The 14,392-nt window shown below is 59.3% G+C and carries 14 protein-coding genes and 3 pseudogenes; 9 read left to right on the top strand and 8 right to left on the bottom strand.

What is annotated here, in order from left to right; translation table 11 throughout:
- Nucleotides 1-338: 338 nt before the first annotated feature.
- The 4 genes and pseudogenes from GA0061101_RS28460 to GA0061101_RS38895 all read right to left on the bottom strand — a co-directional run.
- A pseudogene (locus GA0061101_RS28460) lies at nucleotides 339-1,127 on the bottom strand (transposase); the annotation flags it as partial.
- A 47-nt stretch (nucleotides 1,128-1,174) separates the two neighbouring features.
- Nucleotides 1,175-1,525: an IS66 family insertion sequence element accessory protein TnpB gene (tnpB, locus tag GA0061101_RS28455; RefSeq protein ID WP_037201726.1), complete on the bottom strand. Its 351-nt coding sequence runs from the start codon at nucleotides 1,523-1,525 to the stop codon at nucleotides 1,175-1,177.
- Complete coding sequence (gene tnpA, locus GA0061101_RS28450) at nucleotides 1,522-1,920, bottom strand: IS66-like element accessory protein TnpA (RefSeq protein WP_092576221.1); 399 nt, start codon at nucleotides 1,918-1,920, stop codon at nucleotides 1,522-1,524. Before tnpA ends, tnpB begins: the two co-directional genes overlap by 4 nt.
- Nucleotides 1,921-2,313: 393 nt before the next feature.
- Nucleotides 2,314-2,486, bottom strand: a pseudogene (locus tag GA0061101_RS38895) (Lrp/AsnC ligand binding domain-containing protein); the annotation flags it as partial.
- Nucleotides 2,487-2,568: 82 nt separating this feature from the next.
- Between GA0061101_RS38895 and GA0061101_RS28440 the strand changes: the two are divergent.
- Together GA0061101_RS28440 and GA0061101_RS28435 are read left to right on the top strand one after the other, a co-directional pair.
- Nucleotides 2,569-2,864, top strand: a pseudogene (locus GA0061101_RS28440) (type II toxin-antitoxin system HigB family toxin).
- The gene (locus GA0061101_RS28435; RefSeq protein WP_092576218.1) at nucleotides 2,864-3,250 is read left to right on the top strand and encodes a helix-turn-helix domain-containing protein; all 387 of its coding nucleotides are present in this window, start codon (nucleotides 2,864-2,866) and stop codon (nucleotides 3,248-3,250) included. Before GA0061101_RS28440 ends, GA0061101_RS28435 begins: the two are co-directional and overlap by 1 nt.
- 385 nt (nucleotides 3,251-3,635) lie before the next feature.
- On the opposite strand, the gene GA0061101_RS28430 is transcribed toward GA0061101_RS28435, so the two are convergent.
- Entirely contained in the window at nucleotides 3,636-4,463 is an 828-nt protein-coding gene (locus GA0061101_RS28430; RefSeq protein WP_092576216.1) for a transglutaminase-like domain-containing protein, read from the bottom strand.
- 447 nt (nucleotides 4,464-4,910) lie between these two features.
- Between GA0061101_RS28430 and GA0061101_RS28425 the strand changes: the two genes are divergently transcribed.
- The 6 genes from GA0061101_RS28425 (at nucleotide 4,911) to GA0061101_RS28405 (ending at nucleotide 11,521) form a co-directional block, all read left to right on the top strand.
- Nucleotides 4,911-5,216, top strand: coding sequence for a hypothetical protein (locus GA0061101_RS28425; RefSeq protein ID WP_037190746.1), 306 nt, complete (start codon nucleotides 4,911-4,913; stop codon nucleotides 5,214-5,216).
- Between the two features lie 588 nt (nucleotides 5,217-5,804).
- A complete protein-coding gene (hflK, locus tag GA0061101_RS28420) occupies nucleotides 5,805-7,532 on the top strand; it encodes a protease modulator HflK (RefSeq protein ID WP_245297594.1) in 1,728 nt (575 codons plus the stop codon).
- On the top strand, nucleotides 7,529-8,539 hold the full coding sequence (gene hflC / locus GA0061101_RS28415; RefSeq protein ID WP_092576211.1) for a protease modulator HflC: 1,011 nt from the start codon (nucleotides 7,529-7,531) through the stop codon (nucleotides 8,537-8,539). The genes hflK and hflC overlap by 4 nt, the downstream gene beginning before the upstream one ends.
- 2 nt (nucleotides 8,540-8,541) lie before the next feature.
- Complete coding sequence (locus GA0061101_RS40360; protein ID WP_245297593.1) at nucleotides 8,542-9,138, top strand: SPFH domain-containing protein; 597 nt, start codon at nucleotides 8,542-8,544, stop codon at nucleotides 9,136-9,138.
- Complete coding sequence (locus tag GA0061101_RS40355) at nucleotides 9,135-9,581, top strand: SPFH domain-containing protein (protein ID WP_245297592.1); 447 nt, start codon at nucleotides 9,135-9,137, stop codon at nucleotides 9,579-9,581. The genes GA0061101_RS40360 and GA0061101_RS40355 overlap by 4 nt, the downstream gene beginning before the upstream one ends.
- Nucleotides 9,578-11,521, top strand: coding sequence for a heavy metal translocating P-type ATPase (locus tag GA0061101_RS28405; protein WP_092576209.1), 1,944 nt, complete (start codon nucleotides 9,578-9,580; stop codon nucleotides 11,519-11,521). Before GA0061101_RS40355 ends, GA0061101_RS28405 begins: the two co-directional genes overlap by 4 nt.
- Nucleotides 11,522-11,577: 56 nt before the next feature.
- Here GA0061101_RS28405 and GA0061101_RS28400 read toward each other — a convergent pair whose 3' ends face one another.
- A complete protein-coding gene (locus GA0061101_RS28400) occupies nucleotides 11,578-12,489 on the bottom strand; it encodes a LysR family transcriptional regulator (RefSeq protein ID WP_092576206.1) in 912 nt (303 codons plus the stop codon).
- A gap of 92 nt (nucleotides 12,490-12,581) precedes the next feature.
- Between GA0061101_RS28400 and GA0061101_RS28395 the strand changes: the two genes are divergently transcribed.
- Nucleotides 12,582-13,562 carry a zinc-binding dehydrogenase gene (locus GA0061101_RS28395; protein WP_092576203.1) on the top strand — a complete coding sequence of 327 codons (981 nt, stop codon included), beginning with the start codon at nucleotides 12,582-12,584 and terminating at the stop codon, nucleotides 13,560-13,562.
- 240 nt (nucleotides 13,563-13,802) lie between these two features.
- Here the strand turns inward: GA0061101_RS28395 and GA0061101_RS28390 are convergent, their stop codons facing one another.
- Together GA0061101_RS28390 and GA0061101_RS28385 are read right to left on the bottom strand one after the other, a co-directional pair.
- The gene (locus GA0061101_RS28390; protein WP_092576200.1) at nucleotides 13,803-14,156 is read right to left on the bottom strand and encodes a type II toxin-antitoxin system PemK/MazF family toxin; all 354 of its coding nucleotides are present in this window, start codon (nucleotides 14,154-14,156) and stop codon (nucleotides 13,803-13,805) included.
- A complete protein-coding gene (locus GA0061101_RS28385; RefSeq protein ID WP_245297591.1) occupies nucleotides 14,153-14,377 on the bottom strand; it encodes an antitoxin MazE family protein in 225 nt (74 codons plus the stop codon). The genes GA0061101_RS28390 and GA0061101_RS28385 overlap by 4 nt, the downstream gene beginning before the upstream one ends.
- Nucleotides 14,378-14,392 lie beyond the last annotated feature (15 nt).

Genomic DNA, 14,392 nt, shown 5'->3' with positions numbered 1-14,392 from the left:
TTCACGCCCCCTCAACGCCGGTCGCCGCTTGCCCGGTCACCAGGCATCTGACAAGCTGATCCCAGAGAGACGACACACCTCTGGTTTTGACGACAGGTTCCACGTTACGACGCTTCATCGGAAGGTTCATTTTCATTCGTCTCTCGGATGCGTACCGGCCCAGGGTTTGCCCTGGACTTGCCTCCAACGCTCACGACCACGTCTCTTAAACGCAGCCGCTTGGAGTGGTTTGAGCCCAGCTCCTGAAAGCCGAGCCCGAGGGGCCAACCCTCATCATTATCGCAGCTTCAAGCACACAGATTGTCAGGCCATATAGACCATCCTTTCCGAGTGCTCTGCAGCACACTATCGTCGCCATGAAGGCGCTCAGCCGTAAAAACATGATCTTCAATCAGGTCGAAGAGCGGCTTCAGCGCGGAGGTCCCAAACCCGACCTGATCAGCCAACGTCGAAGTCGACAAATCAATCCCTTCGCATTTGAACCGCGTGCTCTGCCGGTTGAGCGGGCTGTGCATGCCGAACTTGTCGAACAGGATCGTCGCCATAAGTTGCGGGCCGATAAAGCCGCGCGGCGTCACATGGAACGGTGCGGGTGCCTGGCTGATCGCCTCGCAATCTCGGCAGGTAAACTTCTCCCGCACCGTCTCGATCAACTTGGAGCGACGCGGGATCTCCTCAAGCGTTTTGGTGACATCCTCTCCCAGCTTTGACAGGCGCGAGCCACCGCAGCAACCACACGTCGTTGGAGGATCAATGACCACCCGCTCGCAGGCAATATCGTCCGGCCACGGCTTTCGCACCGGCCGCTTGCGCACGAATGGCCGAACCGACGAGGTTCTGGCTGCCGACGCCTGCGCTGCAATCTCGTCTTCCGTCGCAGCCGCAACGAGTTCCTCAAGCTGCAATTCCATCTGGTCGATCAGGCGCGCCGTGCGCTCGCTGCTCTGCCCGTGCAATTCGCGCTTCAGCTTCTCGATCCTGAGCTCGAGACTGATAATCAGCGCATCGCGGTCGGACAGAAGCGCCTGAGCCCTGGCGGCTTGCGCAACCGCAATGTCGCGTTCAGCAAGCAGCGCCATATAGGCGCCGGCAAGATCCGCAGGCAGATGTTCAGGCTTCAAAGACATGAAGCCATTTAACGAATTTCTCCTGTATTTTCAATCGAATATTGCTATCACACCCGCGTCGGACGCCAGGTTTCCTGAGGGGCTCGCCAGTCAATTCCGGAAAGCAGATAACTCAATTGAGCTGCCGAGATCGCAACCGCCCCACCTTCGGCAGAAGGCCAGATAAACTTTCCACGTTCCAATTTTTTCGTAAAAAGGCAGGCCCCCTGGCCATCGTGCCAAATCAATTTTATCAGGTCTCCGCGGCGACCCCTGAAGCAAAACAGATGACCGCCGAGCGGCTCGTGCTTCAACACTTCCTGCACCCGAAGCGCCAGAGAGGGGAAGCCACAGCGCATATCCGTATACCCCGTCGCCAGCCAGACCTTAACGCCTGACCCCATCGGCAGCACATTCATCGAAGCGTCTCCAGGCCCCGGATTATCCGCACGAGTGCCTCGATATCGACCTCCCGGTCCACAATCACCCGTCGTCCATTCGCGCTCACAACCTCCATGCGACCATCTGACGGCGGCCCGCTCACAGGCCCTGTCGTGATGATCGCCGGGATAAACCCTTCGAAGCTATCGCTCGCCTCTGCCTCGCCAAGCTTGCCCGCGCGTGCCAGCCGGCGCCATTCATAAAGTTGCGAACGAGATATGCCATGACGCCGCGCCGTCACCGAACAAAGTCCCGGCTCCAGAAGGCTTTCAGCGACAATACGACGTTTAACCTCGTTGCTGAACCGACGACGTCGGCCACTGTCAACGATTTCTAGCCGACCGGCAGACTGACGGTGAGTATAGATGTCCATACCAACAGTCAGCTACTTTTCCGCACACTTCTCAAGGCGGCCCTGGCCGGATGCGTACCCTTCGTCGATGGCTGATACATGCTGTCATCAGAAAAATGCAGAAGATGTATCGATAAATGATGTCCGTGAAGTGTCGGGCGAACAAGAACGACGGCGGGCCAGTGATCTCTAGGCCCAGCCGACATGCTCCCGCTTTATCAGTTTGAGAAACAGATCAAACTAAAAATGGTATTCGCGGTTACCATGATCACCCCACGTCTCAAGCGTACAATAGGCGACAGATGTGATTCCATCTTCGCCATGCCGGTCGATTGCCATCTCGATCGCTTCGGCTTCGGTCACGGTGAACCAATCTTCGTTGGTGAAGTAATCCATATGGGGTTCACAACATAGTTTCAACGTTCCCATCGAAACTTCTGCCTTGAGGTTCGACACGTTCGGGATCCATGTCGGTGGTCGGCCCGAAATCGCCGATAGCTATCAAGATCGGCTGTGACGATGCGAAGGACAGCATCGCGTTCTCCCGTCGTCAGATAGCATTCCATGACTTTAGGGAACCGTCTGACATCGCGACTGCCGACACGGCCAGCGTTCCCAATTTGGGAAATCTTTCTTGTTCCCAAGATGGGAATATGTTACACAATGCCTATGCAGATCATCGCCAAGTCGACATTGAGGAAGTTCTGGAAAATCCATCCCCAGCCAAAACCCCATTGAAGACTTGGTATGCGATTGTCGGTAAAGCGGCCCGGAGCAGCCCTGCCGATGTCAAAAAGATGTTTGGAGCGAACGTCGATTTCGTCAGCGATAATCGCATCATCTTCGATTTCTCAGGCAACAAGTATCGCCTGATCGTCCACATCGCCTATCCATATCAACGGGTGCTGGTCAAATTCGTCTGTACCCATAAGGAATATAACGATATCAACCCGGAGACAGTGTAATGGACAACATCCGCGCCATCAGGAACGATGAAGACCTTGCTTGGGCTACTGGCGAGGTTGAGCGGTATTTCGATAACCCTCCCGCCTTCGGTACGCCGGATGCAGATCGCTTCGATATCCTTTCCGCTCTTATCGAGGCCTACGAGAATCGTCACTATTCGATCGAAGCCCCGGAGCCCGTCGAGCTGATCAAGGCCCACATGGAGATGAGCGGGCGAAAGCAATCCGATCTAGCTAAACTCTTCGGCTCCAAGTCGCGCGCTTCCGAGATTTTGAACCGGAAGCGTGCCCTCACTGTGGATATGATCCACAAGCTGAACAAGGAATGGGGCATCCCTTCCGATTACCTCGTCCAGCCTTACCATCTTATATCTGAGGCGGCGTAGTCAGCACAAATCCGAACAGCCCACTGCCAGATTCAACGTTTCGAACATCCTCTGCTCGCACCCGACGCGATTTCAGAGTTGCCGGCAAAACGTGCGCCGTTAAAGTCTGAAACTCGCTCTTGCATTTAGACTCCATCAGCATGCCTGCCTTGTTTGACGTCGCCGACGATAGAACCGCTTTCACCCGCTGGGTAACCAGCGGATCCGAATAGCCGGCGCGGAAAGCTCCCTGCTGCTCCGGCGTCAGGATAGAAGCCGCCGATGCTGTCAGCGGTGCGTGCCCGACCCGGCGGCGCAGCAGTATTCGCTATAACGGGACCAAACTTTACACAATGCACAAAACGGCGAGCTCTCGGAACCGGGCTGCCGTCGCGCCCAGCCATTGCTACTGGGTGGCCGGAGGTTGTGCATCGGTGACGTCATAGGTCCAGACCCGGAAAGACTTCAAGACGTGCGGACCGAAGGAAACTATAAGCGGGACGTCAGCTGCGTCCCGACCGCGGGCGACCACGATGCGGCCGATGCGCGGAACTTTATTGCGCGGATCGAACGTCATCCATCGACCGCCAAGAAAAACTTCGATCCAGGCGCTAAAATCCATTGGGTCGAGGATCGGCACGCCGATATCGCCCAAGTGACCGTTGATATAGCGTGCCGGAATATTCATGCAGCGGCAGAAAGCAATGGCCAGATGGGCATAATCGCGGCAGACGCCGATCCGCTCTTCATAGGCTTCGAGCGCCGTCCGCGTCGAGCGAGCGTTCTGATAGCCGAAGATGATGTGTTGGTGAACGAAATCGCATATCGCCTGCACCCTGCCCCATCCCGGCGCGACGTTGCCGAACCTGTCCCATGCGATCTGGCTCAAACGGTCGGTCTCGCAATAACGGCTTCCCATCAGGTAGATGAGGCAATCGTCCGGCAGCTCACCAACTGCGATCTCCTGCGCATCCCAAAAGGCCGGATCATGGGTACCGCTGTCTTCAAGGGTTCCGTCCCCCCATATCTGCAGGTCACCCATCGGCGCGATAAAGCGGCGGCAGACATTGCCGAACAAATCCAGGTAGGTGGTGGTTGCTGTCTCAGGGCTTGTCACAACAACATCCGGCGATCGAACATCAGCCGAGCGCTCGGGTCGCGGCGTCAGCATGGTCAGTATCGGTATCGGTTGTGCGCAAGTTACGGTAATATCGTACCCATAGCGGATGAGCATGAGATCATATCCCTGACGCTCGCTATGGCGGATTGAACGGGGCGTCGCCGTCAACCGTGGCGGAATGTCCGCATTTCTATCATCATACTAGAACACGGTGGTCGGAACGACAAACGCCAAATAGCTGAAAGGCGAAACGATGTCTGGCGGGTCGCAACGATGTGAGAAGGAACCTCCGCGCGAGGGGCGACACGGTCTATGTGACGGTCGGAGCGCCGCGGACGGCGGTTGCCTTTTGGCGGCACCGTGTTCGAAACGCCCGCCCCGGCTAGCCCTGTTGGAGGCCGGCGGACGAAGCAATGCGTCCGGGTTCGGCATGCTTCTTGCGTTCCTGCAACTGTTCTAAACGAAGTACGACCAATAGAGGATGGGTTGTGGAAAGTTTGGGTTGACCGCTTTCGATGGTGAGGCGACACTTCAACCCGCAGCAAGGCAGGAGGAAAAATGATGGACGAGCCAGACCGCTGGCGCCACATGGCAAGCGCGCCGAAAGACGGCAGTCGGATCCTCGTCACGGTCCGCCCGTCCGAACAGGGGCCGGCAGAAGTCGACCTCGCCTACTGGTCGAATGGCGATCAGTTCGGCGTAGAAGGCTGGCGCGCCTCTGATTCCTCGCCCGGCCGCGTCATCGAATATGCCGAGCCGGAGCTGAAGTGCTGGATGCCGATGCCCTCGGCTAATCTCAATCGCACCTCGATGCCCTCACCCTGGGAAGGCGACGACACCCAGCAGCTCGACGGGTCAGGGATTTAAGAACCCGCGCCGCCGCGTTGCGAAGATCCGATACCCGGCGCGTGGCATAAGGTCAGCTCTGTCCAGACAACGGGCGCCGTCGGCCAAGCCCGTCGTAGGCGAAACTATGTTTGTTTCCGGGGGGCTACACGGCGCAAGTGATGCCGATCAGCCGACTTTCCTTTTTCAAGGCGAAGCCTTGCAGATAAGGGTACGATACGTAATAACGTATCCCTACACCCAAATGACTGCGGTGCTGGCGAAATAGATAGAAAACCTTTCTTCGATGCGGCGTGGAAGAGCGCATAAAGTATGGGAATGCCGAAAACTAGTTCCGACGACGCGCAGCAGCTTCCTGAGATCAAAAACCGAGCAGACTTCCAACTTGCCGCGGTTCAAGCGCATGATATTGCAAACCATGGTTTCAGCGTTTCAATCTTTGCGGCCCTGCTTTTGCTCTGTGCTCTGATTGCAAATACGTTCAGCCTTAACCCAATTTGGGTGGCTTTCTTTTGCAATAACGCCGCTGCACTTATCCTGTTTGGCACCGGGCTTCGATCTGCCTACGACGTTGCAGAGTGGCGTCGAAAGAAAGCCGGTCTCGCCGGTATGCGGCTCGGGAAACCCGCGCAATGGCTCATTGCTTTCGTGACGTCGCCGTGGTCGCAGCGGGAGACGGAAGGGCCCGATCTGATCGAGCGATGGACGGGAAGCGCTTTCTTCGCGGGGCGATCACTCCTGTTGCGGATCGGAGCCAACCCGCTCCGGGTCGCCGGTCTATCCATGTTCGCATGCTTGATCGTCTACACCGGCTGGACATTGAAGGCGGATAGCGCTGCGATCGGAACGCCGTTCCTCGTCGTCATTGCGGCCTGTCTGGCTTTCGCCTTTCTTCTGCTTGTGACGGAAAGACGACTCGCCGCGACCGATGCAGCGGAGTGGCCCGAGGCAAGAGCAATTTCGCAATTGGCGCGCGTGCCCATTTTCGTGCTCGTCCTGTCTTGCTTCTGCCTGTTCCTGAGCGCGCGCGGATCTGGACTGCCCATCAAACTCCTGGCGGCGTTGGGAGGCTTTGTCGCACTCGTCGGGCTTGAGTTCCTGTTCCGCGCGATCGCCTCCATGTTCCGCCCGCAAAACGACAGCCGCGAGCCGACATTGATCGCCACCAGCCTTGTCGCCGGCACGCTTCAGTGGCCACCTCAGCTTTTGGTCGGCATCCAATCTGAATTGCGGACCAAACACGGCATCGACCTTCGGCAGATTTGGGCTTTCTCGTTCATTCGAAAGACCGCTCCGGCCATCATTCTTGGAACACTCCTTCTGGGTTGGCTGTTGAGCGGCGTGCGCGAAATTCCGATGACCGGCCGTGGCGTTTATGAGCGGTTCGGCAAGGCTGAGGGCATTCTGCATTCCGGCCTTCACATCGGTCTTCCGTGGCCGTTCGGCCGTGTCATTGCCATCGAGAACGGCAGCGTGCACGAGCTGGCAACCTCCATCAGCACGAACGGCAATGGCGAGCCGCTGGCCGATGCCGAAGGACTGGCGCCGGAAAGTGCGAACCGGCTATGGGATGCCTCGCACATCAGCGAGAAATCGCAGGTCATCGCCAGCGGCACCGGTGGCGAGCAAAGCTTTCAGATCGTCAACATGGACGTCCGCTTCGTCTACCGTATCGGTCTTTCGGACCAGGCGGCAATGAAGGCCGCCTATCGGGTCGCCGATCTGCCGGCCTTGATCGAAAGCACAGCGAACCGGGTATTGGTGCATGATTTTGCCAGAAGAACGCTCAACGATGTCTTGAGCGAGGGCCGGTTGTCACTGGCAGGCGATATTGCCTCAACAGTTCAGAAGAGCATGGATGAGTTGAACAGCGGTGTCGAAATCCTGGCGGTGGTCATCGAGGCCATCCACCCACCCGCCGGCGCAGCCAATGCATTTCACGGTGTCCAGGCGGCAGAGATCAGCGCCGAGACACTGGTTGCGCGCGAGCGGGGAGCCGCAGCCGAACAGACGAACGAGGCGCAATTGAATGCCAGCCTCCGACAGGACGATGCGATCGCGAAGGCAAGGGAAGGCATCGCGGCTTCGGAGGTCGCAAAGCTGCGCTTCCAGGCCGAGCAATCGGCCTTCCACGAGGCGGGACAGGCGTTTCTCACAGAGGAATACTTCAATCAACTAGCGATGGGATTATCCCATTCAAAGGCTCTTGTCATCGATCACCGCATCGGCGGGAGCATCACTCCGACCCTCGATCTCCGGAGCATGATGCTACCGGTCGATCCCAACACAAATGCCGAGCCTAACACTCCATACCAAAGCGAAGAAACCGGCCGATGACTGACGCGCACGCCCATCCGGACTCGGACCATCACGGTCACGATCATCATCATTCTCACGGCGATGATCACAACGAGACGATGCCCTTTCGGTGGTCCCGCCTGATCGTCGCGATGATCGTCGTCGCCATCATTCTGGTTGCCGCCTGCCTCGTCCAGGTGAGATCGGGAGCCGCGACCGTCATCACCAGGTTTGGCAATCCCGCTCGCGTTCTGATCGATCCGGGTCTCGCCTTCCGGCTTCCCATTCCCCTGGAAAAGACCATCGACGTCGATCTGCGCTCCAAATCAACGTCCAGCGGCCTGCAGGATGTCGGGACCAAGGATGGGCTGCGGATCATCGCGCAGGCCTATGCGATCTGGCAGGTTCCCTCCGATCCGGATGCCATCAAGCGCTTCGTGCGGTCGGTTCAGAACCAGCCGGATCAGGCGGCAGTGCAAATCCGCACTTTCCTCGGGTCATCGCTTGAAACCGCAGCCAGCAATTTCGACCTGTCGTCGCTGATCAATCCCGATCCGAACAAGCTTCGGATCGATGCGTTGGAAGCACAGCTCAAGGCCCAGATCGTGCAGCAATTGTTCGACACTTATGGCTTGCGGGTTGTCGATGTCGGTATCGAGCGCCTGACGTTACCGTCGGTCACGCTAAACGCCACCGTCGACCGCATGCGGGCCGAGCGTGAGACCATCGCCACCGAGCGAGCGGCGGTCGGCAAGCGTCAGGCCGCGGAAATTCGCTCCGCAGCCGAACGCGACGCGAGAGTCCTGCGGGCGGACGCGACCGTGAAGGCTGCCGATATAGAAGCCAAATCCCGCGTCGAAGCGGCGCAGATTTATGGAACTGCCTATAAGAGCGCGCCGGAGCTTTACGAACTGCTTCGCTCGCTCGACACGCTCGGCACGATCGTCAATTCCAACACGCGCCTTGTCCTACGCACCGATGCTGCGCCGTTCCGGGCTTTGATCGATGGTCCAGCCAGCGCCGCGTTGGCAGGCGGAGCACGTTAGAGATGAATGCGGTCGGGGATAGGAATTCGGCGGCGCAACATCAGGCTGTTCGTCTGGTTTCCGTGCTGCTGTCCACCATCGTGGTGCTGGCGGCCGTTGGCTGGGCGACATCCAATATCAGGGAGATCGCACCGCAAAGCCGGGCCGTTGTCCTGCGCCTGGGCGCCTTGGATAGGGTACAGGAATCTGGCCTGCTATGGGCCTTGCCCGCGCCTTTCGAAAAGGTTTTGCTTCTGCCCAACGCCGCAGCGGTCTTGGAACGCCGGATCAACGGATTGCTTCGCTCGCCTCCGGCTCAGAGCGGCGAGGCCGACGCTTCAATGGAAAGCGATACCCTGGCGGGATCGGGATACTTGCTGACCGCCGACGCGAGTGTCGTTCAGCTCGACATCCGCGTCTTCTATCGGGTGACCGACCCCTTCACCTACGTCCTGCAAGAGGAGCACGTCCTTCCGGCACTGGACCGCCTCGTGACCCGAAGCGCCGTTGTGATCTGCGCCTCACGCGATCTGGACAGCGTTCTGGTCGCACGCCCGGGCTGGTCTCCGCCGACAGCGATATCGCCGAGCGTCGCGAGCGTTTGCGCGCCGACCTGGTGAACAGCATCAATAGCAGTCTAAACTCCCTGAAAGCGAAGGGCACAGGTCTCGGGATCGAGATCGACCGCGCCGATGTTCAATCCGCGCTCCCGACGCCGGCCGTTAGCGCATTCGACGGGGTGCTGACGGCAAGCCAGCAGGCGGAGCAGGCCATTGCGTCAGCGCAAAACGACGCGGAAAAGGACAAGCAGGCCGCCGATCAGGAAGCCGACCGGATCGTGCAGGTGGCGGAAGCGCAATCCAGCGAACGGCTGTCAAAGGCGCGTGCCGACACGGCCACCGTCACCGGCTTTGCTAACGCGCAAGGGTCCGATAGCGACCCCGGTCTTCTCTGGCGCCTCTATCGGGATCGCGTTGGCAAAATCCTGTCGCAGGCAGGCTCGGTGGTCACGGTCGATCCCCGGGACGACGCACGGCTCATTCTGCAGGGAGCCGACAAATGAGTGTCGCGACCGATCATTCGCACGGCTCCCACGGCCACGCGCACCATCATGGCCATATGCTCAGCGCCGGCCTGCTGACCGCCAACGAAAAGCAGGCGGCGGCCGTTCAGCTCACACTCGCCATGATCGCCTTGAGCTTGCTCGCGCTCGGCATCGGCTGGCTTTGGCTTGCGCCTGACGAAGAGGGCGTCAGCCAGCTTCTGCTGGCGGCTGCCTCGCTGATCGTCGCAGTTCCGGTCGTACGGTCCGGTTGGCATGGTCTGCGCCATCCAAGCCTGCACGGCATCACCGATCAGTTGATCGCCCTGGCGATGCTGGCTGCCTGGGCGACGGGCGATCTGCTGACCGCCGCACTTCTGCCGATCATCATGATATTCGGCCATGTGCTGGAGGAGCGCAGCGTCATCGGATCAAAAGAAGCGATGGAGGCGCTGGCACGTCTGACCCGCAGCCACGCGCGGCTGATCACACCGGACGGCCGGACGCGTGAAGTCGACAATGTATCTCTAAAGCCCGGCGATTTGGTGGAGGTAAGAGCGGGAGACCGCATTCCCGCCGATGGTCGCGTCAGGGAGGGACAGGCAAGCCTCGACACCGCGCCAATCACCGGCGAATCCGTGCCTCTCGAAGTCTCCGCCGGGATGGACGTCTTCGGTGGCGCGATCAACCTGGACGGTCGTCTTGAGATCGAGGTGACCCGAGCAGGTGAGGATTCGACGCTTGGAAAAGTCATCGCGCTGATGCAGCGCGCGGAAAGTTCAAAGCCGCCTATTACCCGGCTCTTGGAGCGTTACGCCCAGCAATATCTGGCATTCGTGTTGACGATAGCGGCCATCGCCTGGTTCCTCACCTACAATGACCAGATCATGCTTGCGATCCTGGTTGCTGCCTGCCCTTGCGCCCTGGTCCTGTCCGCGCCGGCAACGGCGATTGCCGGTATCGCAGTCGCCGCGCGCCACGGCATCCTCATCCGTAGCTCGGCATTTCTCGTAGAGTTGGCAGACCTGACCTCCTTGGTCATCGACAAGACCGGCACCCTCACCTTCGGCCGGCTTCGGCTGAAGGACATCAGGCTTACCGCCAATACGGATCGAGAGATCGTTCGGGCCTTGGCCGCCTCTCTGGGCGCTGCCAGCAGTCATCCGGTGAGCCGAGCGCTGGCCTCGCTCGTCGCCCATGATGCTTATCACCCCCTGACGAGCGTTCGGGAATTTCAAGGTTTGGGCGTCGTTGCGAGCACGGCAATGGGTGAAGTGGCCCTCGGACGTCCCCAATTGTTTGAACGCCTGTCCGTCGTCGTTCCCCCGGTTCCCGTGCATGACGGTCCGCTCGCGGGCATGTCGATCGGCGGAAATTTTGTCGCCTGGCTTCTCCTGTCGGACACGATCAAGCCCGAAGCAGCGGCTGCGATGACGGAGTTGCGGGCGCTCGGGCTCCATCGACAGCTTCTACTCACCGGCGACCGCCAATCGGTCGCACATACCCTCGCGCGCGAGATCGGCATAACCGACATCGCGGCTGAGGCCTTGCCCGCAGACAAGCTGAAGCGCGTGCTAAGCGAGACGAAAAGCGGCTTCAAACCTCTTGTCGTCGGCGACGGGATCAACGACTCGCTCGCCCTCAAGGCCGGTGCCGTCGGGATTGCCTTAGGCGCGGGCGGCGCCGATATTGCGCTTGCCTCCTCGGACATCATCCTGATCGGCAGCGATCTGCGACGGCTCGGCACATGCATCCGGCTCAGCAGGCTCTGTCGCCGGACGCTGAAAACCAACGTTATCACTGGCCTCGGCTGGACAGTTGCGATCGTCGTATTGGCGGGCTTCGGTTTTCTCGGAGCGGCGGGGGCCGTTGTCGCCGCCCTCCTGCATAATTTCAGCACACTGTTGGTGCTGGCGAACGCCGGGCGGCTGATGCGATATGACGAACCACTGGCGGCATGAGGCAAGATCTGCTGACATCATCTGCTATGCTATACACCAGCTAATGTCGATCAGTACTATCGTCTCGGTTTGCCACTTAACGTCGACGCAGCGCTCGCTTGCAGCAGACGCCAGAGCGCCGACGCTGCTGGCCCATGTGCCCGACCGGACCGCCGGGCGGCGACCAGCTCAATCACGCCGCCGCCGAAATAGCCGTTGGCCAGAGAAATCAAACGGCCTTCCCGCAATTCGGCATCGACAAGAAAATCCGGCATGTGGCCCCAGCCAAGGCTTTGCAGGATCACTTCCTTCTTCATCAGCTGATCACTGACCGTGCAGGTCCGCGCACCTTCGATGACATAGTAGCTTCTCTCGGGCAAATTTTGCGCGCTGTCCCGAATGACACATTGAACCAGGTCCCGCATTCGTTCCGGCGACGCCTCCTCTGTCGAAAAGGGCAGAAAGTTCGGGGCAGCGACTGGAATCAGGCGAACAGGACGAAGGCTGATCGTTTCAAAGCGCGGATCACTCTGATCGACGTGATGCAGAATGAGGTCTGTACGATCCTCCAACAGCAATTCCCATGGCCCGGAAATCGCCGCGAACTGAAGATGCAATCGAGTGGCCGGCCGACCATCGAAGAAACCACGCAGGAGCTGGAGCATTTCGGGAAGCGGCGATAGATCACCGATCACGACTCGCAACTCGCTTTCCTCGCCGGCGGCGAGCTGCGCCGCATAGACCTGAAGGTCCGCCATTTCGGTGAGCACGCGTCTGGCACGCGCCAGGAACGCCTCTCCGGCGGGCGTAAGGACCATGCGATACCCAGTTCGATCGAACAGGGGGAAGCCGATCTGGCGTTCGACGTTGATGATGGCCGTATGCAGAGTTGGGTGCGTGCGGCCGAGCCGCAGCGCGGCAGCTTGCAGCGATCCCTCGGTGACGACGGCATCGATCGAGCGGAGTTGGGCGAGCGTGAGACCATTCATGGCGATAAGTCTACAATGTTTGGAGAAACTTTGTAAAATACATCTTTGCCGGGCGCTTGTATGTCTTCTGAGAGGAAAAAAGGAGCAAACACATGCGCGCCATTATCATAAGCCGCCCCGGCGGCGCCGAAGTTCTTAGTCTCTCCGAACGCCCGAGACCCGATCCACGATCAGGCGAAATTCTGATCGCGGTCAAGGCCTTTGGCTTGAACCGAGCGGAGCTTCACTTTCGAAGCGGTGCCTGGGGTAAGGTGGCGGAGATCAGCGGCATCGAGTGTGCCGGCAGCGTCGAGGCCGATCTCGAGGGAGGCTTTGCGCCGGGGCAGAAGGTCATTGCGCTTATGGGCGGGATGGGCCGCACCCGCAACGGCTCCTACGCGGAGTTCGTGAGTGTGCCTCGGGAAAACGTTGTCGCCATCGACACCGACCTGCCTTGGGAAGAGCTTGCGGCTCTTCCTGAATCCTACGCTACTGCTTGGACGTGCCTGGTTGGAAATCTCCAACTGGCTCCCGGCCAGACGCTGGTGATCCGAGGGGCGACTTCTGCGCTTGGACAGGCGGCCTTGAACATCGCAAGAGGTTTGGGAGTGAGAACGGTCGCCACCACGCGCCGAAGGGATCGCGCTGATATGCTGTACCGGCTCGGCTCGGCGCATGTCATAATTGGCGGCAACGAATTGGCGGCGAAGTTGCATGATATCGCGCCGACTGGCGTCGATGCGGTGCTGGACTTGATCGGCACCACGACCGTACTCGATTCTCTGGCGGCGGTTCGGCGGGGCGGTCGTGTTTGCCTGGCAGGGTTTCTTGGCGGCGGCGCGCCGTTGCCCCAGTTTGATCCTGTCTTCCAAATGCCGAGCGGCGCCCACCTCAGCGCATTCGCCAGCGCGCTCGTCTTCGGCACCCAGGATTATCCATTCAGCGAGATTCCGTTCCAGCAAATCGCCGACAACGCGGCCCGAGGGTCCTATCAGGCAAAGCCTACCCGCGTGTTTCGTTTCGAAGATATCCAGGCAGCGCACAGGCTGATGGAGACGGACGAGGCCGGTGGAAAGGTGGTCGTGCATATATGAAGACAGAGGATAGTTCGTTCGACGATGCCCCCAGCTCACCCTTTGCCCAGTGACGCGTTCGTTCTGAGGACACGCATTCGCATAACGAAGAATGGGAAGACAGTTTTTGCCCTTGTTGGGGAAAAAGGCAGAGCCATCTTTCCTCACTGGAGGAAGTGCACTTCCAGATCCTTAGCAAATGCCTCTGTATATGGGCTCTCTCGACGGGGTCATCTTTGCACTTTTTTCACACTCTGACGCTCAAACTTCTCCTTTTGTTCTTGGCGACACTGCCATCCCGAGAAAGACCAGCATCGCCTGATTGAGGCGCACGACGTCCTCATCGTCAAGCCGTCCGACCTGCCCGCCGATCTTCGATTTCGGAACGGTTGTGATCTTATCCACCATCAGCCGGGATGCCGAGCGCAGACCGTTGCGGTCATTCGGCTTGACAACAAGCCGGAACAACGGCGCCTCCGTCTCGTCTGATGTGAAGGCGCAAATAGTGATCGAATCCGTGGCGTCGAAACTGTCGTCCTGCACGATCACGACGGGGCGCGGCTTGCCCGCATAATCTTTGCCACCCGCGACCGTCCAGATATCGCCGCGCCTCACCCATCACCCCAATCAGACACAGCATCGACAAATGCCTGATCCTCGTCGGCATGCACGCTTGCCACAACGGCAAGCGACTGGCGGTGGGCCTCGGCCTTGAACGATGGTGCACGCACGTCCGGAACCCAGATCTGGATCGGACGCAAACCTTGGGCACGCAAGCGGGCGCGATGCTCTCCGACCTTCACGCGCGAGGGAATGCGCTTTGATATAAGGGCCACGTATTTCTCCATCAC

This window comes from Martinezella lusitana, from assembly GCF_900094565.1.
GTDB classification, from domain to species: domain Bacteria; phylum Pseudomonadota; class Alphaproteobacteria; order Rhizobiales; family Rhizobiaceae; genus Rhizobium; species Rhizobium lusitanum.
This window is presented reverse-complemented; position numbering and strand designations above follow the sequence as displayed.

What these genes read in the sequence shown, in the direction of transcription:
- tnpB (WP_037201726.1), bottom strand. Translation starts at nt 1,525, where the DNA reads ATGAATGTGCTGCCGATGGGGTCAGGCGTTAAGGTCTGGCTGGCGACG.
- hflC (WP_092576211.1), top strand. Translation starts at nt 7,529, where the DNA reads ATGACTGACGCGCACGCCCATCCGGACTCGGACCATCACGGTCACGAT.
- GA0061101_RS28425 (WP_037190746.1), top strand. Translation starts at nt 4,911, where the DNA reads ATGGACGAGCCAGACCGCTGGCGCCACATGGCAAGCGCGCCGAAAGAC.
- GA0061101_RS28430 (WP_092576216.1), bottom strand. Translation starts at nt 4,463, where the DNA reads ATGCTCATCCGCTATGGGTACGATATTACCGTAACTTGCGCACAACCG.
- hflK (WP_245297594.1), top strand. Translation starts at nt 5,805, where the DNA reads ATGCGGCTCGGGAAACCCGCGCAATGGCTCATTGCTTTCGTGACGTCG.
- tnpA (WP_092576221.1), bottom strand. Translation starts at nt 1,920, where the DNA reads ATGGACATCTATACTCACCGTCAGTCTGCCGGTCGGCTAGAAATCGTT.
- GA0061101_RS28400 (WP_092576206.1), bottom strand. Translation starts at nt 12,489, where the DNA reads ATGAATGGTCTCACGCTCGCCCAACTCCGCTCGATCGATGCCGTCGTC.
- GA0061101_RS40360 (WP_245297593.1), top strand. Translation starts at nt 8,542, where the DNA reads ATGAATGCGGTCGGGGATAGGAATTCGGCGGCGCAACATCAGGCTGTT.
- GA0061101_RS28435 (WP_092576218.1), top strand. Translation starts at nt 2,864, where the DNA reads ATGGACAACATCCGCGCCATCAGGAACGATGAAGACCTTGCTTGGGCT.
- GA0061101_RS28405 (WP_092576209.1), top strand. Translation starts at nt 9,578, where the DNA reads ATGAGTGTCGCGACCGATCATTCGCACGGCTCCCACGGCCACGCGCAC.
- GA0061101_RS28395 (WP_092576203.1), top strand. Translation starts at nt 12,582, where the DNA reads ATGCGCGCCATTATCATAAGCCGCCCCGGCGGCGCCGAAGTTCTTAGT.